General features: G+C 68.3%; 15 protein-coding genes and 1 tRNA gene. 8 read left to right on the top strand and 8 right to left on the bottom strand.

Going from position 1 to position 23,406, the window contains the following annotated elements; translation table 11 throughout:
* Positions 1-4: 4 nt before the first annotated feature.
* On the bottom strand, positions 5-256 hold the full coding sequence (locus Poly30_RS16675) for a Trm112 family protein (protein ID WP_145199542.1): 252 nt from the start codon (positions 254-256) through the stop codon (positions 5-7).
* Positions 257-369: 113 nt separating this feature from the next.
* Between Poly30_RS16675 and Poly30_RS16680 the strand changes: the two genes are divergently transcribed.
* Genes Poly30_RS16680 through Poly30_RS16690 form a run of 3 tightly spaced genes read left to right on the top strand, consistent with a single transcriptional unit; the run spans position 370 to position 3,996 of the window.
* Positions 370-1,551, top strand: coding sequence for a hypothetical protein (locus tag Poly30_RS16680; protein WP_145199543.1), 1,182 nt, complete (start codon positions 370-372; stop codon positions 1,549-1,551).
* An 11-nt stretch (positions 1,552-1,562) separates the two neighbouring features.
* Positions 1,563-2,921: an aminopeptidase P N-terminal domain-containing protein gene (locus tag Poly30_RS16685; RefSeq protein WP_145199545.1), complete on the top strand. Its 1,359-nt coding sequence runs from the start codon at positions 1,563-1,565 to the stop codon at positions 2,919-2,921.
* 7 nt (positions 2,922-2,928) lie between these two features.
* Positions 2,929-3,996: a hypothetical protein gene (locus tag Poly30_RS16690; RefSeq protein WP_145199547.1), complete on the top strand. Its 1,068-nt coding sequence runs from the start codon at positions 2,929-2,931 to the stop codon at positions 3,994-3,996.
* A 45-nt stretch (positions 3,997-4,041) separates the two neighbouring features.
* On the opposite strand, the gene Poly30_RS16695 is transcribed toward Poly30_RS16690, so the two are convergent.
* The 5 genes from Poly30_RS16695 to rpsB all read right to left on the bottom strand — a co-directional run bounded on the left by Poly30_RS16695 (position 4,042) and on the right by rpsB (position 7,779).
* A tRNA-Lys gene (locus Poly30_RS16695) sits at positions 4,042-4,117 on the bottom strand.
* 162 nt (positions 4,118-4,279) lie between these two features.
* The gene (gene frr / locus Poly30_RS16700; protein ID WP_145199549.1) at positions 4,280-4,840 is read right to left on the bottom strand and encodes a ribosome recycling factor; all 561 of its coding nucleotides are present in this window, start codon (positions 4,838-4,840) and stop codon (positions 4,280-4,282) included.
* Positions 4,841-4,907: 67 nt separating this feature from the next.
* Positions 4,908-5,630, bottom strand: a complete 723-nt coding sequence (gene pyrH / locus Poly30_RS16705) for a UMP kinase (RefSeq protein WP_145199551.1) — start codon at positions 5,628-5,630, stop codon at positions 4,908-4,910.
* Positions 5,631-5,779: 149 nt separating this feature from the next.
* Entirely contained in the window at positions 5,780-6,625 is an 846-nt protein-coding gene (gene tsf / locus Poly30_RS16710) for a translation elongation factor Ts (protein WP_145199554.1), read from the bottom strand.
* A gap of 245 nt (positions 6,626-6,870) precedes the next feature.
* A complete protein-coding gene (gene rpsB, locus Poly30_RS16715) occupies positions 6,871-7,779 on the bottom strand; it encodes a 30S ribosomal protein S2 (RefSeq protein WP_145199557.1) in 909 nt (302 codons plus the stop codon).
* Between the two features lie 219 nt (positions 7,780-7,998).
* Between rpsB and Poly30_RS16720 the strand changes: the two genes are divergently transcribed.
* The 4 genes from Poly30_RS16720 to Poly30_RS16735 all read left to right on the top strand — a co-directional run bounded on the left by Poly30_RS16720 (position 7,999) and on the right by Poly30_RS16735 (position 18,438).
* Positions 7,999-9,276: a GGDEF domain-containing protein gene (locus tag Poly30_RS16720; RefSeq protein WP_419190281.1), complete on the top strand. Its 1,278-nt coding sequence runs from the start codon at positions 7,999-8,001 to the stop codon at positions 9,274-9,276.
* Between the two features lie 95 nt (positions 9,277-9,371).
* Positions 9,372-12,128, top strand: a complete 2,757-nt coding sequence (locus Poly30_RS16725) for a carboxypeptidase-like regulatory domain-containing protein (protein ID WP_145199563.1) — start codon at positions 9,372-9,374, stop codon at positions 12,126-12,128.
* A gap of 5 nt (positions 12,129-12,133) precedes the next feature.
* Positions 12,134-14,884, top strand: coding sequence for a carboxypeptidase-like regulatory domain-containing protein (locus tag Poly30_RS16730; protein WP_145199567.1), 2,751 nt, complete (start codon positions 12,134-12,136; stop codon positions 14,882-14,884).
* Positions 14,885-15,123: 239 nt separating this feature from the next.
* A complete protein-coding gene (locus Poly30_RS16735; protein ID WP_145199570.1) occupies positions 15,124-18,438 on the top strand; it encodes a S41 family peptidase in 3,315 nt (1,104 codons plus the stop codon).
* A gap of 36 nt (positions 18,439-18,474) precedes the next feature.
* On the opposite strand, the gene Poly30_RS16740 is transcribed toward Poly30_RS16735, so the two are convergent.
* Positions 18,475-19,800, bottom strand: a complete 1,326-nt coding sequence (locus Poly30_RS16740) for an NPCBM/NEW2 domain-containing protein (RefSeq protein ID WP_419190282.1) — start codon at positions 19,798-19,800, stop codon at positions 18,475-18,477.
* Positions 19,801-19,858: 58 nt separating this feature from the next.
* The gene (locus tag Poly30_RS16745; protein WP_145199576.1) at positions 19,859-20,716 is read right to left on the bottom strand and encodes a class I SAM-dependent methyltransferase; all 858 of its coding nucleotides are present in this window, start codon (positions 20,714-20,716) and stop codon (positions 19,859-19,861) included.
* Between the two features lie 84 nt (positions 20,717-20,800).
* On the opposite strand from Poly30_RS16745, the gene Poly30_RS16750 reads away from it, so the two are divergent.
* A complete protein-coding gene (locus tag Poly30_RS16750; RefSeq protein ID WP_145199579.1) occupies positions 20,801-22,672 on the top strand; it encodes a hypothetical protein in 1,872 nt (623 codons plus the stop codon).
* Positions 22,673-23,406 lie beyond the last annotated feature (734 nt).

Here is a 23,406-nt window from a genome sequence, read left to right on the forward strand (position 1 = left end):
AGACTCAGCCGCCGATCCGGATGCCCTCGTCGATGAGCAGCACCGGAATCCCGTCGCGGATCGCGTAGATCACCTGGCCGTCCTCGCGGACGAGTCCCGCCGCCAGCGCGTCCGTGACGTCGGCTCCGCCGACGTTCTTGACTCCACCGGCAGCGATCTTCTCGTTCACGGACCCGAGGAGCGCCTCGTCCGCGAGCTGGAAGGACTGGCGCGTTTCCGGGCAGGCGAGGATGGCGAGGAGTTCGGGCTGGATCACGGGCGCTTCGGGGTGTGCGGAGAGGAGCGGAAATCGGTACGCCGGGAGTATACACCTCCGAGGGTTCGATCGATCGCTTGACGGCGGGGCGCCGTTGAACGACGTTCTCCCCCATGGGAGCTCTCTGTCTTGGTTTGAGTTTGCTGTGTGCCGCCCCTCTCCTGCAGGAAAAGGAGGCGCCGAAGCCGTGGATGGAAATGCCGGACGACCCGATCGGTCGACTCTGGGCTTCGGTCGGAGAGGACACCTTGCCCTGGGTACCTACCGGGTTACCGGCTGCTGTTCCGGTTGGAGTTCCCGACGACGAGGCTGACTTCCCATGGAAGGAGTGGGCCAGGGCACTGGATCAGCTGACCCCCAGGAGCCCCGGCACGGAATCCGAGCCAGGTCAGGCTACCCGCCGCGAAGCCAGCGCAGCCCTCATCCGATTCGCCCTCGAGGACCGGCGCGCCGAGGACGCCTTCCGCTGGCTCCGCGGGCTCGGCGCGGATGATCCAGAGGCCCTGGCCGGCCTGCTCCCCACGTTGTTCCCCGGGGTCCCCACGGACACCGAGCTCCTCCCCGGCGGCCGGATCCCGCCGCTGAAGTCGGGCGCGGTCCTGCGGCCACAGCTTCCCCCGGAGCCGCACGCTCCGGAGGGACGCGGGCTCTCCCGCCGCGCCACCTGCCGCGGACTCGTCATCGGCGGCGCCACCCTCGACCTCGTCCTGAAGCTCGACGGATCCGGGGTCGTGGCCGAATTCACCCATCGGGACGGCCCCGAGGTCACCTTCGTGGTGCAGCTCCCTTCCCCCGCCGGCAAACGCCTGAAGAGTCTCTACGTCGACTGGGATCTCCAGCCGCTTCCCGAGGGCGCCGACGAGGCCTCGTTCGACTGGGCCGCCACGCCGATCCAGGTGACCATCCAGCCCCAGCCGACCGGCGAGGATTCCCCCGGGTACGCCGAGAGCTACTCTCTCTTCGCGCGCCTCGATTTCCTGGAGGGTTCCATCCCGACGGCCCCGAAGGCGGCGCTGCCGACGGCCCTCTCCGAAGCGGGGCTCGATCTCATCCTGGGCGCCGCGGAGCGAGACCCCGGGCTGGCCTCGCAGCCCTGGGGGGCCATCGCGGATGCCTGGCAGACCGCCGCGGGCGTTCCGGTGCGCGCCATCTACTCCAGCACGCAGCCCGTTTCCGGGTACCTCCTGGGGACCGCGGTCCACTTCCACTCCGCCTCCGATCCAAAACTCCTGCGACGTCAGATCACAGGAGCGATCGAGGATCGCCGCCGCCGAGCCCACTTGCGGTATCGTTGAGACGGAATCCCATGAGCATCTCTCCCTACGCAGCCCACCGCACCGCTCTTCTGGAGCGGCTCACGCGCGACCAGATCGCCGCCGTCATCCCCACCGCGACCACCAAGGTCCGCAACGACGACGCCGACTACCGCTTCCGCCCCCACAGCGATTTCTACTACCTCACGGGCTTCGCAGAGCCGTCCGCGTGCCTGGTACTGCTGCCCGCTCGCGACGATCGCCCTGCGCGGTCGATCCTGTTCCTGCGCGAGCGGGACAAGGAGCGCGAGATCTGGGACGGCAAGCGCCTCGGGCTGGAGCGCGCCACCGGAACGATCGGAGTCGACGAGGCGCGCGACATCGAAACCCTCTGGGAGGAGCTGCCGAAACTCCTGGCCGACCACGAACGGATCATGTGGAAGTTCGGTGACGGCGAGGACCAGGACCGGCGCATGACCCAGATGTTCGCGCGCCTGCGCGATCGAGCGCGCGGCACGGTTCGTCCGGCGACGACGCTGATGGACCCGGGCCCGATCCTCTCCGAGATGCGCCTCTTCAAGACGGAGGGCGAGCTGGAGAAGATGCGCCGCGCCGCCACCCTGACCGCGGACACCCACGCGAGCCTGATGGCCAAGGTCATGCCCGGCATGAACGAAGCCGAGGCCGAGGCGTTCCTCGACTACAGCTACCGGAAGGCCGGCGGCACCGGCGCCGCCTACGGGCACATCTGCGCGGGCGGCGCGAACGCGTGCATCCTCCACTACATCGAGAACAACCAGCCGCTCCGGGACGGCGACCTGATGCTCGTGGATTCCGGCGCCGAGTGGGACTTCTACGCGGCCGACATCACGCGGACCTTCCCCGTGAACGGCAAGTTCACGGACGAACAGCGCGCGCTCTACGAGATCGTCCTGCGCGCGGAGGAAGCCTCGATCGACGTGGTGCGCCCGGGCGTGCCGTTCGAGGAGGTCCACAAGACCACCCTGAAGATCATCATCGACGGGCTGCTGGACCTCGGCCTGCTGAAGGGCACGGCCGAAGAGGTCATGGACAGCGGCTCCTACCGGGCGTTCTTCATGCACAAGACGAGCCACTGGCTCGGTCTCGACGTCCACGACTGCGGCTCCTACATGAAGGACGGTGAGCCGCGCCTCCTGGAGCCCGGCATGGTGCTGACCGTCGAGCCGGGCATCTACGTGGACCCCGAGAACGAGGACGTCGAGGAGCGGTGGCGCGGGATCGGCATCCGCATCGAGGACGACGTGCTCGTGACCGAAGCGGGCCATGAGATCCTCACGGCCGCTGCGCCGAAGTCCATCGAGGACGTCGAGGCCGCGTGCGCTGGCTCGGTCGGCCACAGTCGAAGGGACCCGGTCGGGCAGACCGCCTGATCTCGCGATGGCGCCGCCGGACGAGCAGCCAGGGCAGGCCCCCTCCCGCGCGAAGGGTCCGCCCGCCGGAAGAGTCACGGACGGAACGCCCACCACCGCCCGCGCGAGGGAACTCGTCTCGGTCCTGGCGGCGTCCTCGGGCGCCGGCCCTCGGACCGATTCAGAAAGAATAGCCGGCGCGCCGGGCCACGACGCTCACGACGCCCATGCCACGGGCCTCGCCGCATTCGCGGCGAGCGACACCGGCGAAGACGCGGCCCATATCCTGCGCGACGTGGTCGGACGGGCTCCCTTGCCGAGCCTGAGCGGTCTCTGCTTCGAGATCATGGGCCTTGCCTGGTTCCTCGGCGTGACCCTCGGTCTCACGATCCTCTCAATGCTCTTCGACGACCTCTCGCTCGTGAGCCAGGCGGTCGGACCGCTCTTCACGATCCCGAACCTCGCGGAGGACGTCGAGGTGCTGGCCATCGCCATCCCGATCGTGCTGATCGCGCTGCGAATCGCTGCCGGGCTCGGGACGATCGCGAGCGACGGCGTGGGTCAAGGGAGCGGCGCGAACGCGTGGCGCGCCTGGAAGCTCGGCAAGCGGGACACCGTCGCCGCTCTCGGCATCGCCGTCCAGATCTGCGGGATGATGACGACGGCCACGCTGGTGCTCCTCACGCCTCTCGTGTTCTTCGCAAGTGTCGTCGGCAAGGACACCCTGGGACTCTTCGGCGTCGTGCTCTCAGGGCTGGCGCTCGCGTTCATGCTCGTCTACGGCGCGGCGCTCGGCGCTCTCCAGGAACTCAGCATGGCGAGCCTCGTGCGGCACCATCGCGGCGTCGGCTCCGCGATCCTCCACGGCTGGCGCCTGATGCGGGCGCGACCGCGCTCGAGCCAGCGCATGGCGGCCGCGGAGTTCGCCTCGCGCATCCTCGTGGTCGGCGTGGCGATCGGCATGGGACGCGCCGCAGGCTGGGCCTGGGGGGTCGCGATGCTCGTGCTCTTCGGCGCCCTCGTGGGCGGTCTTCGCTGCCACGCCTGGTCGATGGCCTACCCGCGAATCGGTGGCCTTGCCCGCGTGGCCGACTGAGGTCTTTCCTGTTCGGGTAGACCGTGCCGACTGAAGAGAAGGGAGTGGTGAGCGCGCTAGGGGTCGAACCTAGGACCTACTGGTTAAAAGCCAGTTGCTCTACCGACTGAGCTACGCGCCCACTCGAATCTCTTCCCGAAGCTGCCCCGGTGAACCTTGCGGCCCGAATCAGCTTCGAGGCAGGGAGAATAACGGCTTTCGCCAGTGAGGCAAGAGCGAGGGCCGCGGTTTTCCGCGCAATTCCCTCCCCCCCCTGCAATTTCCCGAAGCGCTGGGCCGCGGGTCAGTCCTCGAGGATCTCCGTGGTCTTCTTGTCGAGGACCTCGGTGACCTTGACCTCGTACACCTTCAGCAGCTTCTGGATCTCGTCCTGGAGGTCCTTGTGGCTGTCCTCGGTGATCTCACCGTCCTTCTTGAGCGCGTCTGCTTCCTTGTTCGCATCGCGGCGGATGTTCCGCAGCGACACGCGCCCTTCCTCGCCGAAGTCCTTCGCCTTGGCGGCGTACTTCCGGCGCTGGTCGCCGGAGAGCGGCGGCATCGTGAGGCGGATGATCTTGCCGTCCGACTCGGGGCTGATCCCGATGTCCGACTTCATGATCGCCTTTTCGATCTCCTTGATGATGCTCGCATCGAAGGGCTTGATCGTGAGGGTGCGCGGCTCGGGAACGCTGATCTGCGCGACCTGGCTGAGCGGCGTCGGCGTCCCGTAGTAGTCGACGCGCACGTGCTCGACGAGAGCGGACGAGGCGCGCGACGTACGGATGTTCTTCAGCATGTCCCGGCTGTGGCTCAGGGCCTTCTCCATCCGGGATTCTGCGTCTTTGAGGACGGAGTCGTAACTCATGGGCTTTTTGGCCGCCGGGCGGCGCAAACGGGGTCAGGGGGAGGGAGTGGTCGGTTCAGGGGAGAAGCTACGCTTCTCCGGTGGTCGTCACGATGGTGCCGATGGTCTCGCCGCGGACGACGCGCTCGAGGTTTCCCTCTTGGAACATATCGAACACGATCACGGGGATTCCATGGTCCCGGCACATGGACATGGCAGTTCCGTCCATGACCTTGAGGTTCTTGACGATCGCCTCCTCGAAGCTGAGGCGCTCGTAGCGGGTCGCCGTCGGATCCTTCTTGGGGTCCGCCGAGTAGATGCCGTCGACCTTCGTGGCCTTCAGGAGGACGCTGCAGCCCAGCTCGCTCGCACGGAGCGCTGCGGCGCTGTCCGTGGTGAAGAACGGGTTGCCGGTGCCAGCGCCGAGGATCACGACGCGCCCGCGGCTGAGGTGGCGCTCGGCCCGTCGGCGCACGAACGGTTCAGCAACTTGGCGGATATCGAGGGCCGTCATGACGCGGGTCTCGAGTCCCGCGCTCTCCAGAGCGTCGGACATGGCGAGCGCGTTGATCACGGTCCCCAGCATCCCCATGTAGTCGGCGTTCACACGGTGTCCGCCGAGCTGGCTGAACTCCGCGCCCCGGAGGATGTTCCCGCCGCCCACCACCATGGCGACCTCAATGCCGAGCTCGACGACCCGCGCGACCTGGCGCGCTATTTTCTGGACGGCGGGAGGATCGATACCGTGACCGGTGGCCGGGTCGCCCAGCGCTTCGCCGGACATCTTGAGCAGAATGCGTTGATATGGCATAGGAGCAACGAGCTTAGCCTCCATGGCCGCCTCGCCCCCACCGCACCGCCCAGAAAACCTGCCGTGGACGGTGGACCGGGATACGAAAAAGCCCCCCACCTGAATCAGGCGGAGGGCCTCTACCGGCGCTTCGAGCGCGAAACGCCGTATCAGGCGCCGAGCTGGCAGCGCGTGAACGCCTCGACCTTGGTGCCCGCGCCGAGTTCGGCGACGAGCGCCTTCGAGACCGAGGTCTTGTCGTCCATGATCCAGGGCTGGCCGACGAGCGTGCGCTCGGCGTAGAACTTCTGGATACGGCCTTCCATGATCTTCGTCTGGATGTCCTCGGGCTTGCCCTGGAGGCCGTCCTTGATGATCTCCTTCTCGCGCTCGACGTCTTCAGCGGCGATACCGCTCTCGTCGAGGGCCAGCGGGTTGAACACGACGATGTGCATGCAGAGCTGCTTGAGCGCAGCGTCCGCCTTGTCAGCGTCGCCGCCCGTGGTCACGTTGACGAGCGCACCCTTCTTGTTGTCGTGGTGCACGTAGCCGACGATACGGCCCCCGTCGTTCGTGTACGACGTGGCGTTGACGATCTGAAGGTTCTCCTTCATGTCGCCGATTTTGGCCGTCAGGGCGTCCTGAACGGTGCCACCTGCGTGCCACGGCTGCTCGAGCATCTCGGCGGCCGTCGCGGGCTTGTGCTCGAACGCGTGGTTCACGAGTTCGTCCGTGAAGGCGATGAAGCCTGGCGTCGAAGCCAGGAAGTCCGTCTCGGACGCGAGAGCGACGATCGCACCGGTCTTGCCGTCCTCCGACATCTTGACGGCCACGCGGCCCTCGGCGGTGTCGCGACCGACTTTCTTGGCGGCCGACTTGAGGCCTGCCTTGCGAAGCTCGTCGAGCGCTGCCTCGGCGTCGCCGTTCGTAGCGGTGAGCGCCTTCTTGCACTCCATCATGCCAGCGCCGCTCATTTCGCGGAGCTGCATGACCAGTTTGGCGGTGATCTCAGCCATGGTTGATTGACCCCGACGTGCAGGGCTTCCGGTTCGTGTCTCTAGGGGTGTCGTGCGAAGGCGCCGGACGACGCGAAAGCGTGCGGGGCGCGATGGGTGTTGGAAATGGTCGCGTCCGACAAGGCGTCGGGCTGGATCGGCTCAGTGGCGTCTCGAGCTCGGCGCGTTGGCGGACGCTGTTGCGATCTCCGAAGGAAACCCCGAAGGGAACCCCGATAGGAAGTTCCGTGGGATCGCCCTTCGGATCAGGCGCCGGGCGCGGCGTCGGGAGCCGGGCCCGAGGGCGAGCCGGGGGCGGCGTCGACCGTGGCGGCGGCGTCGGGCTTGGACTCGACCGACGGCATCGGAGCCGAGGCGCCGCGCTCGGGGAGCACGTTGCCCGTCGTCGGACGGACGTCGTCGCCGGGGATCGTGTGCTGGCTCTCGTCGCTGCGCTGGGCAGCACCGACGGCCTTGAGGCTATCGGTGTGCTGGTGGTGTCCGGCTTCCACCGAGTCCACGAGCTCTTCGATGAGCAGGCGCACCGACTTCAGCGCGTCGTCGTTGCCCGGGATCACGATGTCGACGTCGTTCGGGTCGCAGTCCGTATCGAGAAGGCCGATGACGACGATGCCCATCTTGCGGGCCTCGCGGACGGCGATGCCTTCACGGGACGGGTCGACGATGACCATGGCGCCCGGCATCTTGTCCATCTCGCGGATGCCGCCGAGGTTACGGTCGATCTTCTTGAGCTCGCGGTTGATCTGCGCGACCTCTTTCTTCGTGAGCTTCTGGGCTTCGATGGCCTTCTCGTCGATGGCCTCGAGCTGGACGAGGCGCTTCAGGCGGCTGCGGATGACGCTGAAGTTCGTCAGCGTTCCACCGATCCAGCGCTCGGTCACGATCGGCATACCGGTGCGCTGACCCGCGTCCTGGATCACGCCCTTGACCTGGCGCTTGGTGCCGACCCAGAGGACCGTCTGGCCCTCGGCAGCGATGCGGAAGAGGAGGTTCTGTGCGCGGAGGAGGCCCTTGACGGTCTCGCGGAGGTCGATCACGTGGATCATCCCGCGGCGGCCGTGGATGTAAGGGGCCATTTTCGGATTCCACCGCGACACGCGGCATCCAAAGTGCACGCCAGCTTCAATGAGCTTCTGTGCGTCGATGTTACTCATGGTGTTGTAGGAACGAGAAGTGATGGAGAATCCATCGATTCCAGCGTCGAACGCGCCTCCCAAAGCGGAGGCACTTCCGGCTGGAAATGAGGCGAAGAGTCTACGTAAGGGGGCCCAGAAGTCCACTAAATGGGCAAGATTGAGAAGGTTTCGGGTTACGGCCGATTCCTGGGCCCTGCGGATGGCAGCCCGGGCATGGGCTTGGGCTATCTTCCGGGTATGTCCGCACGCCCTCGCCGTCTGCGCCCGATGCGCCTTCTGATCGCTGATCTGCCGACCGCGTCCGTGGGCCCTGCTGGCACCTTCGACGGGGAGCCCATCGGCTCTCCTCCATCGGCGGATTCGGGCCGCTCCCGGAGCCCCTCACCCGAACTCGCGCGGGTTTTCCGGCCGCTGGAGGCCCTCGGCGTCGAACTCGTGGTCACCGAGACGGCCCAGGCGACCGAGGATGCCCTCCAGAGCAAGCCCTTCGACATTCTGGTGATCGACGCCAGGGCGTTCGGCAAGGGAGCCGCGCGCCCCTGGGACCGGAGGGCCCGGAGCGGGGCCCGGAAGAATGGCGCGATCCCGATCCTCCTCGTCGCCGATCCAGACGACCCGATCCCGGCCGTTGTCGCGGGCCGCGCTCTGCGGGGCAGCCAGTGGGATCTCGTCCACCGGGACGCCCCGCCCGAGGAGCTTCTGCTGCGGACGGAGCGGATCATGGACCAGGTGCAGCTCCTGGACGATCTGGAGAGAGCCCGCTATCACGCCTCCCACGACGACCGGACCGGGCTCCTGCGCCCCCTGCGCTTCGACGCTCGACTGCGCGAGCACTTCTCCGCCGCCCAGCGTCACCGCCTGGAGCTGGCCCTCGTCCTCGTCGATCTCGACCGCTTCGGCGAGGTCAACAAGGCCTACGACCACACGGTCGGCGACGAGCTGATCGCGCGCGCGGGCAGCGTGATTCGCATGAGCCTCCGGACGGAGGACGTGGGCGCCCGAATCGGCGGCGACGAGTTCGCGCTGATCCTGCCCTACACCCAGCGCGTCGACGCCGCCCGCGTGGTGACGCGCCTGGCGGGCCGCTTCCGCGCGCTCTCAGGTCCCCCACCGCAGCGCTACCATGGCCGCAGCGACGAAGGCCAAGAGGACCTGCTCGCGCGCTCGAGCGGTGGATCGATCGCCGTCTCCGCGAGCATCGGATTCGAGACCTTCGACGGCACGGACCTGCGCTCCCCCGAGGAGCTGCGCCAGCGCGCCGAACGTGCTTTGCGCTCCGCGAAGGAGCGCGGTGGCAACCAGGGCATCTACTACCGGAGCCTCGAAGAGGAAGAAGAGTGGGCGCCGAAGATCCTCCATCCGCAGCCCCCACCGGCCCCTCTGACCTACACCGCCTCGCTCGGGAACTTTCCCGTTTCGGGCGACGCGCGCCTCTTCCGTTCTGAGGATCTGAAAGGCGGCGAGCCCAAGCGCTCGGATCACGAGGACGAGCGCCTCGACGCCTTCGACGATTGATCTCGAGCCGACGCGAGCGGCTCGAACGTCCAGGTCACCTGGCCCGGAAGCGTAACCGTCCTGTCCCTCGGGGCTACATGGACGCACGCCGCCCCATGCGCTCCTCTCCCCAAAACCGCGCCCCGCTCGTTTTGCTGGCCCTCGGCCTCCTGGGAGCGGCGTTCCTCCTTGCAGAGACGGAGGAGACGGAGACACTCGACCTGAGCTCCCTGGCGACCGAAACGGCCACGGACCCCGATATCGAGGGCGTCGGCGCCGCCGCGGCGGGAGCGACGGGAGACAGGGTGTCACTCATTCCCGAGCCGGATCAGAACGCCCACGGAAGCGTCGCCCCGACCGCCCTGGAAACGCCGATCGAAACGCTCGGAGTGCTGCGCGGTCGCGTCCTCTCGGCGTCGAGCGATGGACGGCCTTCCTCCCCCATCGCAGGCGCGCAGCTTCTGTATCAGCCGCTGAACCCGAGCTACATCGGTACCGACGAGCGAGCGACTTCGGTACTCTCCACCGAGGAGGGTCGCTTCGAACTGCCCGTGCAGATCTCCGGCACGAATCCACTGACCGTGACGGCTCAGGGCTTCGTTCCGTTCCTCACCGAGGCCGGGCCGGTCGACGCAGACACGGACCTTGGCGATATCTTCCTGGCAGAAGCGATCACCCTCGAGGGCCGCGTCGTAGACCTCCGTGGGCGTGGCATCGAGGGGGCGAGGATCCTCTCCGTCGATTCGTGCGCCGACGACCTTTCCCCCTATCGCTGGGATGTCCTGGAGCATGTGCTCGCCGTGACAGGAGAGAACGGCACGTTTCGAGTCCCGGCCACCGCGCGGATCGGTCAGGAGCCCCGATGGACTCTCAATGCCCTCCACGACGACTATCGGCCTGCCTTCCTGCAGGGAACCGTCGTATCGACCTCGTGTGAGCAGCCGCCGGTGACGATCGTGATGGAGAACGGCGCTTCGATCGCTGGAGTCGTCACGGGATGGACGGACGCGGAGCCGAGGGCCTCGGGTCCGATGGTGGTGTCGGTCGCTCCCCGGATGCTGATGGACGAGATCCAGGATCGATGGGAGGACGACTGGTTCGCGCGCAGAGTCCCGCTCCGGCCCGACGGCACCTTCGTGGTGCGCGGTCTGCGACGGGGAGAAACGCTGCTGCTTTCGCTCTGGACGGGGGGTCCGGAGAAGTCCGTTTTCACGTACCGGCGTAGCGACTGGGTCATCGGCACGGCGGAGGATCCTCCGCTGAACTCGCCCGGGCTGGAACTGGCGTACGTGCCTCCCGTACGGATTCGCGCGAGATTCGTCGACGACGCGGGGCGCGCCGTCGAACGGCTCGCGATCGACGCGGATCCGAGCAGCCTCATCATGGCCGGGACGGAGCCTCGCCTCTGGATGCAGATGGCGTCCTTCCCGGACGGAATCGTCGAGTGGGTGTGCCACGCCGGCGAACTGGAGGAAGAGAACCTCTTCTACGCCTCCGTCGAGGACGAAGAGGGTCGAACGGAACGGTCCTGGGAAGGGAAGATGCCAGGGCTGGCGGCCGGGGCCTCGTTCGATTTCGGCGAGGTGCAGCTGTCCGTACCCGAGCCCGAGCCGCCCGCCGAGCCGGTGCCAACCCGCACCATCGAGATCTTCGCGATGGACCGGCATGGGCAGCCGCTGCCTCGCGCCGTGATCGAGCGCGCTGCTGCCAGCGATCCGTCGAAGTGGCTCGAATCCACGCGAAGTGACGCTTCGGGCCGAGCCTCCTTCGAGGTGCCGCCGGACCAGGCCTCTCTCGTTCGCTTCCGCGTGCATGAACTCCGCGAATGGCTCTGCCCCGCTCTTCGCTACCGGGCTCCATGGGCGATCGACTCCATGGTTCCCTGGACGCTCGTTCCGCAGGGCAGGGAGTCGGTGACCCTAAGACTGGAGTCACCGGAGACGGCGGAGGTGCGCGTGCTCGTCACCTACGGTGGCCAGCCGCTCCCCGGCGCGTCTCTCGTCCTCCAGTGGAGTCCCCCCGAGGCCGACCTCCAACCCACCCCTGGCTACCCCCCTGACCGCATACCGCGCGAGGCGACTCCGAAGGGGCGGCGGACGGACGGAGCCGGTCGATGGACCGCAGACGCCCTGGTCCCAGGGGACTGGACCGCGTTCGTCTATCACCCCCGTCTCCGGATGCCGGAACTCTTCCGGTTCACTCTGCTCCGCGGTGAGAACGAGATCGAATTCGCACGCAGCCAGACCGCGCTGAAAGGACGAGTCGTCGACGACCACGGAGCGCCCGTGCCCGGCGCGGCGGTGCGCGCCGACTTTGCGGATAGGCCGCCCGTGCTGCCGATCCACGAGCGGGACAACCACCGGATGGTCGGGCGCCCTGGCGGCGACAAGGAGGACCTCGTACTCCGGGACATCCGGTACATCCGGGCCGATGCTTCGGGATCCTTTCGACTTGAGGGGGTGGAGCCCGGAGTCGAGCTGCGCGCGCTCGCGATGGCGCCTGGCTTCGTGATCGCCGCGTCCGAACCGGTGGTGGTCGAAGCTGACCGAACGATCGATCTCGGCGACCTGAGAATGAAGCGCGCAGGCCGCCTGCAGGTGTGGCTGCCAACGGGAATGGAGGGCGATATCGACCTGCAGCAGATCGCGGAACAAGGTCCCGACGCGGAGACCGAAGTTCAGACGTTCCCTTACCAACGCTGGTCCTCGATCTTCGATGCCGAGGTGGTAGAAGGACTCGAGCCTGGTGATTGGAGCGTCAAGGTCAGCTACCGCCACAGCCTCTCGTCGTACGAAGACTCCAGCTACACCCAACACGCGGAGACGATCCGCGTTGGCGCGGGAAAGACGCTTCTCATCGACCTGCGCCAGTAGTTTCCATGCGATCCACCCTCGAAAGACGCTGGCTCTTCGGCCTTGTGGCCCTCTGTCTCCTGGCGTCGCTGCTCTACTGGCGGGCGACGACGGAACCGCGAGAGATCCGAAGGGTCGAGCAGAGCATCACGACGGCGCCCGCCGCCGAACCCGCGCTGATCCAATCCTCGGAGACCGGCGCGACCGAGCGCAGGCTTCCCCTCACCGTCCGCCCCGACGAGGCCGCCGCGCCTGATCCGCGAAACGCTCCCATCGCAGTCCTGCGCGGCCGCGTCGTCTCGGCGCCCGGGATCGGCCGTACCTCTGCCCCCGTCGCTGGCGCGGAGCTTCGCCACGAAACGCGTCAGCCGATGTACCTGACGCACGGCGAGCGCCCGACTTCGACCACGTCCGCCGAGGATGGCCGCTTCGAGCTGCCCCTCCGGATCGGCGGGCGCAACCCGCTGACGATCTCCGCCCAGGGCTTCGTTTCGCATCGCATCACGGTCGATCCGGTCGCTGATGCGCGCGAAGGCTACCTGGACCTCGGCGATGTGGTGCTGGCGGAAGCGATCATGGTCTCGGGTCATGTCGTCGACCTCCGCGGTCAAGCCATCGCGAGCGCCAGGATCCTGTTCGTCGATCCCTGCGAGGACGACGTTCGAGGCGACCGTTCGGGGATCCTCGACAAGGTGCTCGCCGTCACGGGGCAGGACGGCGGGTTCCGAGTCCCTGTCTGCCCGTCGATCGGCACGCAGTCGAGCTGGACCCTGACCTCGCTTCACGACGACTTTCGCCCCGCGTACCACCACGGCGTCGTCGCGCAAGGTTCGGGGGAGCAGCGTCCCATCACGATCGTGATGGACGACGGGGCGTCGATCGCAGGCCGCGTCATCGGACTCTCCAGGCAGGAACTCCAGCACGCAGGGCCGCTGGCGGTCGCCGTGGCTCCCCGCATCCTGCTGGGCAGCCTGCAGGACGACTGGGAGTACGACCCGTCTGCCCGGCGTGTTCAGGTCCAGCCTGATGGCACCTTCCTCGTGGGAGGGCTACGGGCGGAGGAGACGGTCGCGCTGGCCGTGTGGACGGGCGGCATCGACAAGGCGTCCTTCACGGTGCGGCGAAGTGCATGGTGCCTCGGGACCGCCCTGCGGACTCCGTCGACGGACTCCGGAGTCGAGCTGCACTACCTCGAGCCGGCGAGCCTCCGAGCGCGCTTCGTGGATGAAGCGGGGCTCGCGGTGGAACGTCTCTCGGTCGACGCGAGCCTGAGCGCCATCGTCATGGCCGGAGACGAACCTCGGCCGCTGATGGAGATGGCGATCTTCCCGGATGGGATCGTCCAGTGGCTCTGTCGCGCCTCCGACATGGAGGAAGAGAACGGGCTGTGGGTGCATGCGGTGGACGAAGACGGCCAGGTAGCCCTCTCCTGGCAGGGCGCAGCTCCGAAGCTCGCGGCCGGGGTTTCCATCGATCTGGGCGACTTGACGCTCGTCCCACTGGACCGGGAAGCTCCCGATGACACTTCCCCGACCCGAACGATCGAAGTCCTCGCTCTCGATCGGCACGGCGAGCCGCTCCCCCACGCCCCCATCGAACTGGCCGGCGCCGCCGCCCCCTCGAAGCGACTTCGACTGAAGCGGAGTGACGCATCGGGGCGCGCCTCCTTCCAGGTGCCCGCGGAGGAGGGCTTCCTGGTTCGAGTGGACGTGGACCGCCGGCGCGAGTGGACGGCACCGCTTCACCGCCATTCGAAAGCAGCGGAGGCCGCGGCGCCGTGGACCCCGGTTCCACCGGAGAGAGAGGATGCGGTTTTGACGCTGTCCTCACCCGGTACAGCGGGAGCCCGAATGGCGGTTAGCTACGGAGGGCGCCCGCTCGCGGGCGCGGCCATCGTGCTCCAGTGGACACCCGCCAGCCCGACCGCCTTCTCGGTTCCGGGCTCCTCCGAGCCGCGTGTTCCCCGCCTCGCCACGCCGCACGGAGAGCGAACCGACGGGGCCGGAGCCTGGAGCTGCCACGCCATGATCCCCGGGGACTGGACGGCCTTCGTCGATCACCCACAGCTCCGCATGCCGGAGGTGTTCTCCTTCACTCTCGAGCCGGGGGACAACGAGATCGAACTCGCCCGCAGCCAGGCGGCGCTGGAGGGCCGCGTGGTCGATGCGGACGGCCTGCCCGTTCCCGGAGCGTCGGTGCGCGCGGACTTCGCGAACAGCTCGCCGCTGCTGGCGATCCGTGAGCGCGACAAAGATCGGATGACCGCGCGCCCCGGCGGCAACAGGGAGGACCTGACGCTACGGGACATTCGGTACTGCCGAGCGGATTCCTCGGGACGCTTTCGGCTGGAAGGCGTCGAGCCAGGCGTCGAGCTGCGGGCACTCGCCATGGCCCCCGGCTTCGTCATCGCGGTCTCGGAGCCCACGGTGGTCGACGGCGGCACGACGATCGATCTCGGCGAGCTGAGCATGGAGCGCGCTGGAAGCTTGCAGGTATCGCTACCGAGCGGCATGGAAGGCGAGATCCGCATGAGCCTCGTTCCCGATGGAGATCCTGCTGGAGATTCTGCTGGCGCGCCCACCGAGGACCTGGACGAACGCCGGTCGACCATCTTCGACGCGGAGCGAGTCGAAGGCCTTCAGCCCGGCCGCTGGACCGTGAAGGTGAGCTACCGCGCCTCTGGCTCGGCCTCGCCCGACAGCACCGAACACACGGAAGCGATCGACGTGCGGGCCGGTGAGACGAACGTCATCGACCTCCGACCGGCTGCCAGGTAAGCGCCGCCTCCTCACGATCGGTGAACTCGAGCTGGGACGGGTACGCTCGACGCGCCTGAAGAGCCTGGCCTTCAAACAGGGCCAGCGGGGCCCCCTGGACCTCCTCGCGGCGCAAAGCCCATCGACTCGCTTCCGTAAACCTTGCTCTTTGGCGGAAAGTCACGGCGCTCTCGACGTACGGTAGTCCGACGGGATCGCCGTTGCGTCCCACTCCCAAGCCTCATCACGTCTCTCAGTCCATGCATAGCTTCTTCCTCGCTCTGGGTGCTTTCCTGGCGCCCCTTGCCTCGGCGGTCTCCGAGCCCGAGTCCACGCGCCTCTTGCGCTATCCCGACATCCACGGAGACACCGTGGTCTTCTGCTACGGGGGCGACCTGTGGACCGCGCCTGTCGCTGGCGGGACCGCGTCGCGCCTGACCGCGCATCCAGGCCAGGAGGTGTTCCCGCGCTTCTCCCCCGACGGCCAGTGGATCGCGTTCACCGGACAGTACGACGGAGATGAGCAGGTGTACGTGATGCCAGCGACGGGCGGTGAGCCGAAGCGTCTCACCTGGTACCCCGCGCGCGGTCCGCTTCCGCCCCGCTGGGGCTACGACCACCAGGTCCACGGCTGGACGCCGGACGGTAGCGCCGTGCTGTTCCGCTCCCTGCGGGACGCGGGCGGCGGATCGAACGGTCGACTCTATACCGTGAGCATGGACGGCGGCCTGCCCTCGGTGCTCCCCATGCCGGATTCGGGTGCGGGCGACTACTCCCCCGACGGAACGCGGGTCGTGTACTCGCCGCTGTCGCGCGACTTCCGTCACTGGAAGCGCTACGAGGGCGGGTGGGCCCAGAACCTCTACGTGTTCGACCTCGACACCGCGGAGCACACGCCGATCGCCCACGGTCCTCGGACCGAACGGGATCCCATGTGGATCGGCGACAGCATCGTCTTCGCGTCCGATCGCAACGATCACCTCAACCTGTACCGGACGGGCGCCTCGGGCGAAGCCCTGGAGCAGCTGACGGATCACGGCCCGTCCGACGTTCGCTGGCCCGCCACCGATCACGTCTCACGCGTGGTCTACGAGCTGGACGGCGTCCTTCGCCTGCTGAACCTCGCGGATGGCACCGACGCGGCTCTCTCGATCACGGTGCCGGACGACGGCCTCTGGAAGCGTTCGCGATGGATGTCCGTGGGCGGAGACGTCAGCGGGTTCGGGCTCTCGCCCGACGGCTCGCGCGCCGTCTTCGTGGCTCGCGGCGACGTCTTCACCGCGCCCACCGGGGACAAAGGACTCAGCCGCAACCTGACGCGCTCGCCCGGCGCCAACGATCGGGTCGCCGTGTGGTCCCCCGACGGAAAGCTCATCGCGACGATCTCGGACGCCTCCGGCGAAGACGAAATCTGGCTGCTCAGCGAGGACGGTAGCGAGCCGCCGCGCCAGCTCACGACCGGTCACACGAAGCGCCTGGAGCGAATTCAGTGGTCCCCGGACGGCGAGCGCATCGCCTGCAGCGACTACCAGGGCAGGCTCTTCGTCGTCTCCGTGGCGGACGGGACCGAGGTGCTCGTCGCCGATGATCCCTGGCGGCCCATCGGTGACGCCCAGTGGTCACCGAACGGTGGTCACCTCGCGTTCAGCCTCCGGAACAGCATCGAGGTCTCGCGCATCCACATCTGGAGCGTCGCCGGCGGTTCCGACGCGCGCCCGGTCACGTCGGACCTGGCTTCCGCCTGGTCACCCGCGTGGGACCCGAAGGGGGACTACCTCTTCTACCTCTCGGATCGCTCCTACGCGCCGCAGATCTCGGACCTCGAATGGAACTACGCGGGCAACCGCCGCGCCCGGCCCTACGCCATGGCGCTGCGCTCGGACGTGAAGTCCCTCTTCCCGCCCGAGACGGCTGGCCTCGCGCCCAGGAGCGACGAGACGGACAAGCCGAAGGACGAAGCCAAGGACCCGAAGGCCGAGGGTGAAGAGAAGGCCGAGAAGGCGGCGGACGCTCGACCCGCGCCCATCGAAATCGATTTCGAGGGACTCGGCGAGCGCGTGCAGCGCATCCCGGTCGGCTCGGACAACTACGCGGGCCTGAGCGCCGTCGAAGGTCACCTTCTCTACTTCACCACCGGGCCGTTCTTCTACGGGGGGAGCTCCGGCCAGGACACGAACCTGCACCTCTACTCGCTGGAAGATCGCGAGTCGTCCATGCTGGCGGGCGACGTCGGAGGCTACGGGCTCTCCTCGGATGGCAAGAAGCTGCTCGTGCCCAAGGGCGGAGGCTACCACCTCTTCGACGTCAAGAAGGGCGCGGAGGGCAAGGCCGTTTCGACCTCAGGGCTCCAGATGAACCTCGACCCCATGGCCGAGTGGACGGAGGTCTTCGACGAGACGTGGCGCCTGTTCCGCGACTACTTCTACGTCGAGAACATGCACGGCTACGACTGGCCTGGGCTCAAGGAACGCTACGGCGCGCTGCTTCCCCACGTGGCCCATCGCTCCGACCTCAACTACGTCATCTCGGAGATGATCGGTGAGCTGAACACCGGGCACACCTACGTTTCCGGCGGCGACTACGAGATCCCGGCGCGACCGCCCGTGGGACTGGCTGGCGTGCGCTTCGAGCTGGACGCCGAGGCGAATCGGTACCGCGTGGCGTCTGTGCTTCCTGGCCACAACGAAGAGCCGAAGTACCGCTCCCCGCTGACCGAAGTGGGCGTCGACGTTTCGGTGGGCGACTACGTGCTCGCGATCGATGGCGTGGAGCTGAAGGGCTCCGACAACCCCTATCGTCTGCTCCAGCACCTGGAAGGCGCGGTCGCCTGGACGGTCAACGACAAGGCGAGCTTCGAAGGCGCGAGAACGGTGCGCTACGAGCCTGTTCGCTCGGAGGAGTCGCTCGTGTACCTCCAGTGGGTGCTCGGTAACGTCGAGCGGGTCGCGAAGCTGTCGGACGGACAGGTCGGCTACCTGCACATCCCCAACATGGGCGCGGACGGCATCGCCGAGTTCATCAAGTGGTACTACCCCCAGCTCGACAAGAAGGGCTTCGTCATCGACGTTCGCGGCAACGGCGGCGGCAACGTCTCGTCGATGATCATCGAGCGCCTCGGCCGCAAGGTCCTGGGCACGCGGTTCGGCCGAGTGGCCGAGCTGCCTTCGACCTACCCGGGAGCGGCGCTCCTGGGACCGATGGTCTGCCTGATCTCCGAGACCTCGGCGTCGGACGGCGACATCTTCCCCCACTACTTCCGTGAGGCGGGCCTCGGGCCGCTCATCGGCAAGAAGACCTGGGGCGGCGTCGTCGGCGGCGGGAACATCGGCCTCATCGACGGAGGCGCGGTCTTCGTTCCACGATCCGCGACGAACGATCGCGCGGGCGCCTACATCATCGAGGGCATCGGCGTGCCGCCGGACATCGAGGTGGAGAACGACCCGGCCTCGATCCTTGGCGGGCGCGATCCCCAGCTGGAGCGTGGCGTCGCCGAGGCGCTGGCGAAGATCGCTGCGGCCCCCGTGTCGCTGCCCGAGCGCCCGGCCGACCCGGTGAAGACGCCCGGCGGCCGCTGATGGGCCGCGTGCTGGCGTGATCGAAGCTGGGCGCGTTCAGCGCACCAGCATCGGTCGCAGCCAGTTCGCCCGGTCCAGCACGAAGTCACCCGCAGGATTCGCCTCCAGCACCAGCGTCTTGACGCCGGTGATGGAGAGCGGCGCGGGCTGCGCCGCCGACTCTCCGGCGCGCAGGATCTCGCTCTTCCAGATCTCCTTGCCGTCGCCGAGCACGCGGAAGCTCACGCTTCCGCTGCGCGTGCCGTTGGTGCCGGAGTCGTCGACGCCGCAGGCGAGGCGCAGCTCCTTCCACGTGCCGTCGAGGTCCCAGCGCAGCTCGCTCGGGGCGTGTACGCCGAGGCCGCGGGCGTGGGTCTGGCCCCCGACGCGAAGAAGTCCGCCCTGGCAGTTACGATCGACGCGCATCGGCCAGGTGAAGCCGAGGTCGTCGCCGAACGGCGAAGCGCTTCCCAGGCTCGCGGGCTCGATGTCGCTGAGGAAGCGGAATGAGCCGTCATCGAGCGCGACCTCGCTCACGATCGCGCCCGGGAGGCGAACCTCGGCCGTTCCGGAAAGGCCGAGCAGCACGCCCTCTTCCGCCGAACCGATCTCCAGCAGGCGTCCGCTCAAACGGCCGCCGCCGACCAGGGACACCGACACCGTCTCGGCGGCGGCTTCTCCGCTGGCAGGCTCCCCGGCGCCCCCTTCTGCGCCACCCTCTTCCAGGGGGTTGATGAAGAGCGCCGCCACGCGGTCCCACTCGTAGGTGCGTGAGCCGACGCGCTGATCCTCGAAGGTCACGCCTTCCACCGTGAACTCCTCGACGAAGCCGATCGCGCGATCGAGGCTGCCCGCCGCCACGAGGTAGAGGCGGTCACCGTCGTCGCCCGCCGTCGGCGCGGTCGTGACGCGATCGGGGATCCGGCCCGCGAACACGATCGACCGGATGCCGTCGATGGAGAGCTGGAGCCGCACGCCGCCCTCGAGCTCCAGGTCGACGAGGTCGCCATTGCCGCCGCGGATCGCACCGGCGAGGCGGTCGCCGCCGGCGAGTTCGAGGGTGGCGAAGTCCTTCGCGCTGATCGCCTGGGCGCCTTCCCCGTCGGAGTCACGGGCCACGTCGAGGAAGCGAGCGAACGCTGCGCCCGCCCCGCGCAGGCTGGTGAGAGGCGCGGCGTCCGCAGGACGGACGGTCTGCGTCCCGTCCAGCGCTTCCAGGACGACCCTCGGGGCCGAGCTGGACCTGGCCGCGCGCGCGGCGTCATCGCCGCTGGACGGGCCGGGCGACTGGGCGCCCGGGGCGGCGAAGGCGACGGTCCAGAGACCGAAGGTCACGACGAGGCCGGCGGCGAGGGTCTGGGTGCGGTTCTGGAATGCGCTCATGGGGCGCATCATAGGCCACGGAGGAGCCCTGGCGAGGCGTCAATCGACGCTCGCAGGCTCAGCCTTCCCGTCGGGCGATCAGCACCACCGACTGCCCCACCGGCGGCCCGCCGCCCGGCCCGAGGAGCCCCGCCACCCGGTCTGCGCCCCGGAAGACCCCGATCGAGCGCTTGATCCAGCGCAACTGACGCTGGCTGAACGAATTGGAGAAGGTCGAGCCCTTCTTGAGGACGCGGCTCTTGAGGAAGTAGGGCCCGACGCCCGCCATGTTCATGTAGCGCGCCCGCTCGACGCGAAAACCCGCGCCTTCCACGAGCCGCATCAGCTGCTTACGCCCGTAGCGCCGGTGGTGGTCGCTGGCCTCGTCGACGCTGCCGTAGAGCCACTGGTGCGCCGGCACCTTCACGAAGAGGGTCCCGCCCTCGGGCAGGATTCCGGCGAAGCTCCGAACCAGGGCCGCGTCGTCCTGGATGTGCTCCAGCACGTCGAGGCAGCAGATCGCGTCGACGGAGCGCGCTCGCAGCTCCTCCCGCTGGACGTCGAGGTCCGTTTGAAGCACCTCGACGTTGGCCGCGTCCTCGAACCGACTGCGGAGGACTGCGACATTTTTCGGCGACAGGTCGACCGCCATGACGTGCTCGGCGCGGTGCCGGAGCAGCTCCACGAAGTTGCCGATGCCGCAACCAGCGTCCAGGACGCGCTTCCCGAGCGGACCCCCGTTCAAGGTCTCGGCGAGCTCCAGGACCCAGTCGTAGTAGGGCCGCAGCCCCGCCATCCGCTCCAGGGACTCCAGGTGGAGCGCCTCGTGGGGAAGCTTCTCGGCCGCGGCCAGGTCGAGGGTGGGAGCCCCGAACGAGTCCGGCGGGTCCGAGGTGGCCCCCGGCGGGGACACGTGTTCTGGAGGGTCTTGCGTCATCGAATGTTCGAAAGACTACCTTCCCACGGCTCCTGTTGCGTCCGGCAAGCCCTACGATGGGTGCGTCAGAACGGTTCATACTCTTTGAAAGGCTCAGATCGATCAAGCGCCCGCACGGGCGTCGGCGCGGTGGTTCTCGCGCGCGCAGCGCGGCTTGCGAGCCGCTGGATAGGGCGCGAAGAAGACGTTCAGCTCGCAGCGCTCGGTGTGCTGACCTGGGCCGGTATCCAGTGGTACGGGCGGACCCTGGCCACGAACGAGTGGGACGACCTCGGGGCGATGGCTCTCGTGGGGCTGATACTCTGGCTCGCCCTGGGTCGAGAGCCCCATCGCTTTCCCGGGATGAGCGAGCGCGCCGGAACGCTGGTGCGGCGCGCGGGAACGAACCTGCAGGCGCGCTTGAAGGCGGCGTGGCCGCGGATCGGCGTGGACCTCGTCGAGGACCCGCCCTTCGCACGCGGACTGCCGCGGCTCTTCTGGGCTCCCGGCGTCGCGCTCGCTGCGTTCGGACTGCTGTTCATCGCGCGCCCCTGGAACGACGGCCTCGAGCTGGTCGCCCTGGCGCGCACCTGGGCCTACCCCGTCTACCTGCTCGCGGTCGGGCTGTTCTGGACGCTCGCGGTCGTCGTCGGCATCTTCGGGCTGCTTCTGCCGTTCGCGCTGATCTGGAACTGGGCATGCGCCACCTACCGAGGCCATGACGAGCGCCGCAAGGCGGAATCCCGTCGCGCGATGACCTGGACGTTCGCGGCGATGGCGCTCACGGTTCTCGTCTTCCCGGCTCCGTGGGCCATCGGCGCCGTGGGATGGCTCGCGCTCGCGACCGTCGCGCTGCTTCACCATCCGAAGCAGCCGAATCTATCGGTGATCTGGCGGCCGAGGCATCGCGCGGAGCGGCATCGCTCGACCGAGTGGAGAACGCTCCAGTCGCTGGAGACGATGGTGATCGCGGGCGGTTGCACGGTCCTGATGACGGTGCCTGCCCTCGGAGCGCTCGGAGAGTCCCAGCGCGAACTCGCGCCCGTGACGGCGCTACTGCGCTGGCTGGTCTGCCTCGGCGGGCTCTGGCTCACCCTGGCGCTCGCGGCCTACAGGCTGCATTTCTCCCTGAACGTCTCGCTGAACGCGCCGTCGACGCGCAACCCGAGGCGCATCCGCATCCGCGGCGGCTCGCACGCCGAGCGCGAGAGGGCGACGGAGCGCTTCCGGCGCGACGGCTGGAAGGTCCTGGACGCCGAGGACCCGCGGCTGCGCGTGGACGATATGCGCGTGACGCTGGACTCCGGCGCCGAGCTGGAGTCCCCGCACTTCGCGGATCTGTCGAAGCCCATCGCGCCGGAACTGCTGGAGAACGACGAGGTGCTGTGGCGCCTGAAGCGTCGCGCGGACCTTCGTTCCCGGCGCAGCGTGATGAAGGGCCTGAAGGCGATCTTCAAGGAGGCGGCGGCGGGACTGCGCGGCCCGGGTACGGGCTTCATCGTGGCCCCCCACCAGTGGTTCATGCTCGGTCTGGCGCGGGATATCGCCGACCATGACACCACGGAGGATCGTTCCGTCGAAGGCTTCCTGCAGCCCGAGTACCGAGCCGTCATGACGCCACGGGCGAGGCACCATCTGTACCTCGTCCTGCAGTCGGCGGGCGTGGACCTGATCTACGTCGAGGACGGCGTCGGCTACCGCCGGCTCGCCCTGGCGCTGCGCGTGATCTTCGAGCTGTTCGATCGGCACGGCGTCGACCGGAGGGTCTCCAGCCGTGACTTCAGCACGGTCCATGGCGTGCACGCCATCGTTCACGACGTGACGCCGGACAACCCGAGGGTCTCCGAGACCTATCCCGAGCCGGACTACGAGTCCGAGACGCGAGCCCGCATCCTGCACCTCTACCGCGACCGTGGGGGTGAAGAGGGGCGGGTGGATGTGCCCGTGGAGACGGACGGGATCCCCCTGCTGGTTTGAGCCTGGTACTCCACGCGTCCCATCAGCCCCACGCGTCCGCCAGGACGCCCGGGCCCCGCTCGGCCCCCGCAGGGGGCTGAGCTGCCCGCGCGAGGCTCGCCCTCGCGGCCCGTGCGGCGAGCACGCCCGCCCGGCGAGGGCGCCTGCGCGGCGAGCGCGCCCGTCCGGCGAGGACGCCTGCGCGGCGAGCGCCAAGCGATGCAATCGCTATTTCGCCGTCAGGCGAAATGCCAGAGATACTGCGCGCTGTTACAACGATAGGGCGGCTCGGCATTCGATGCCTTGGTTGCAGTCCTGCCCGCTGGAGGTCTCCCGATACCGACTGCCTGCCGTTCGCGCGAAGCGCCGAACGCGTGGGCTGAGACTTCCCGCTGACGGCTTGCGGGCTGTCCGCTGGGGCGCTCGCCCGAATGGGCGAGCTGGGCAGCGATCGGACTTGCCGCTGAGACCTGAGACCTCAGCCCTCAGCCCCGCCCAGCTCGCCCTGGCGGGCGAGCGCTCCAGCGGGCAGCCCACAAGCCGTCAGGGGGAAGCCTCAGCCCACGCGTTCGACGCTTCGCGCGAACGGCAGGCAGTCAGTATCGGGAAGTCGGTGGCGGGCGGGTCTGCTGCCAAGGCAAGTGGAGCCGAGCCGCCCTATCGCTGTTGCAGCGCGCAGTATCTCTGGCATTTCGCCTGACGGCGAAATAGCGATTGCATCGCTTGGCGCTCGCCGCGCAGGCGCCCTCGCCGGG

The organism is Saltatorellus ferox (assembly GCA_007751475.1).
GTDB lineage: Bacteria > Planctomycetota > UBA1135 > UBA1135.

Coding starts and splice junctions, on each gene's coding strand:
- Poly30_RS16680 (WP_145199543.1), top strand. CDS start 370: ATGGGAGCTCTCTGTCTTGGTTTGAGTTTGCTGTGTGCCGCCCCTCTC.
- Poly30_RS16685 (WP_145199545.1), top strand. CDS start 1,563: ATGAGCATCTCTCCCTACGCAGCCCACCGCACCGCTCTTCTGGAGCGG.
- Poly30_RS16690 (WP_145199547.1), top strand. CDS start 2,929: ATGGCGCCGCCGGACGAGCAGCCAGGGCAGGCCCCCTCCCGCGCGAAG.
- frr (WP_145199549.1), bottom strand. CDS start 4,840: ATGAGTTACGACTCCGTCCTCAAAGACGCAGAATCCCGGATGGAGAAG.
- pyrH (WP_145199551.1), bottom strand. CDS start 5,630: ATGCCATATCAACGCATTCTGCTCAAGATGTCCGGCGAAGCGCTGGGC.
- tsf (WP_145199554.1), bottom strand. CDS start 6,625: ATGGCTGAGATCACCGCCAAACTGGTCATGCAGCTCCGCGAAATGAGC.
- rpsB (WP_145199557.1), bottom strand. CDS start 7,779: ATGAGTAACATCGACGCACAGAAGCTCATTGAAGCTGGCGTGCACTTT.
- Poly30_RS16720 (WP_419190281.1), top strand. CDS start 7,999: ATGTCCGCACGCCCTCGCCGTCTGCGCCCGATGCGCCTTCTGATCGCT.
- Poly30_RS16725 (WP_145199563.1), top strand. CDS start 9,372: ATGCGCTCCTCTCCCCAAAACCGCGCCCCGCTCGTTTTGCTGGCCCTC.
- Poly30_RS16730 (WP_145199567.1), top strand. CDS start 12,134: ATGCGATCCACCCTCGAAAGACGCTGGCTCTTCGGCCTTGTGGCCCTC.
- Poly30_RS16735 (WP_145199570.1), top strand. CDS start 15,124: ATGCATAGCTTCTTCCTCGCTCTGGGTGCTTTCCTGGCGCCCCTTGCC.
- Poly30_RS16740 (WP_419190282.1), bottom strand. CDS start 19,800: ATGAGCGCATTCCAGAACCGCACCCAGACCCTCGCCGCCGGCCTCGTC.
- Poly30_RS16745 (WP_145199576.1), bottom strand. CDS start 20,716: ATGACGCAAGACCCTCCAGAACACGTGTCCCCGCCGGGGGCCACCTCG.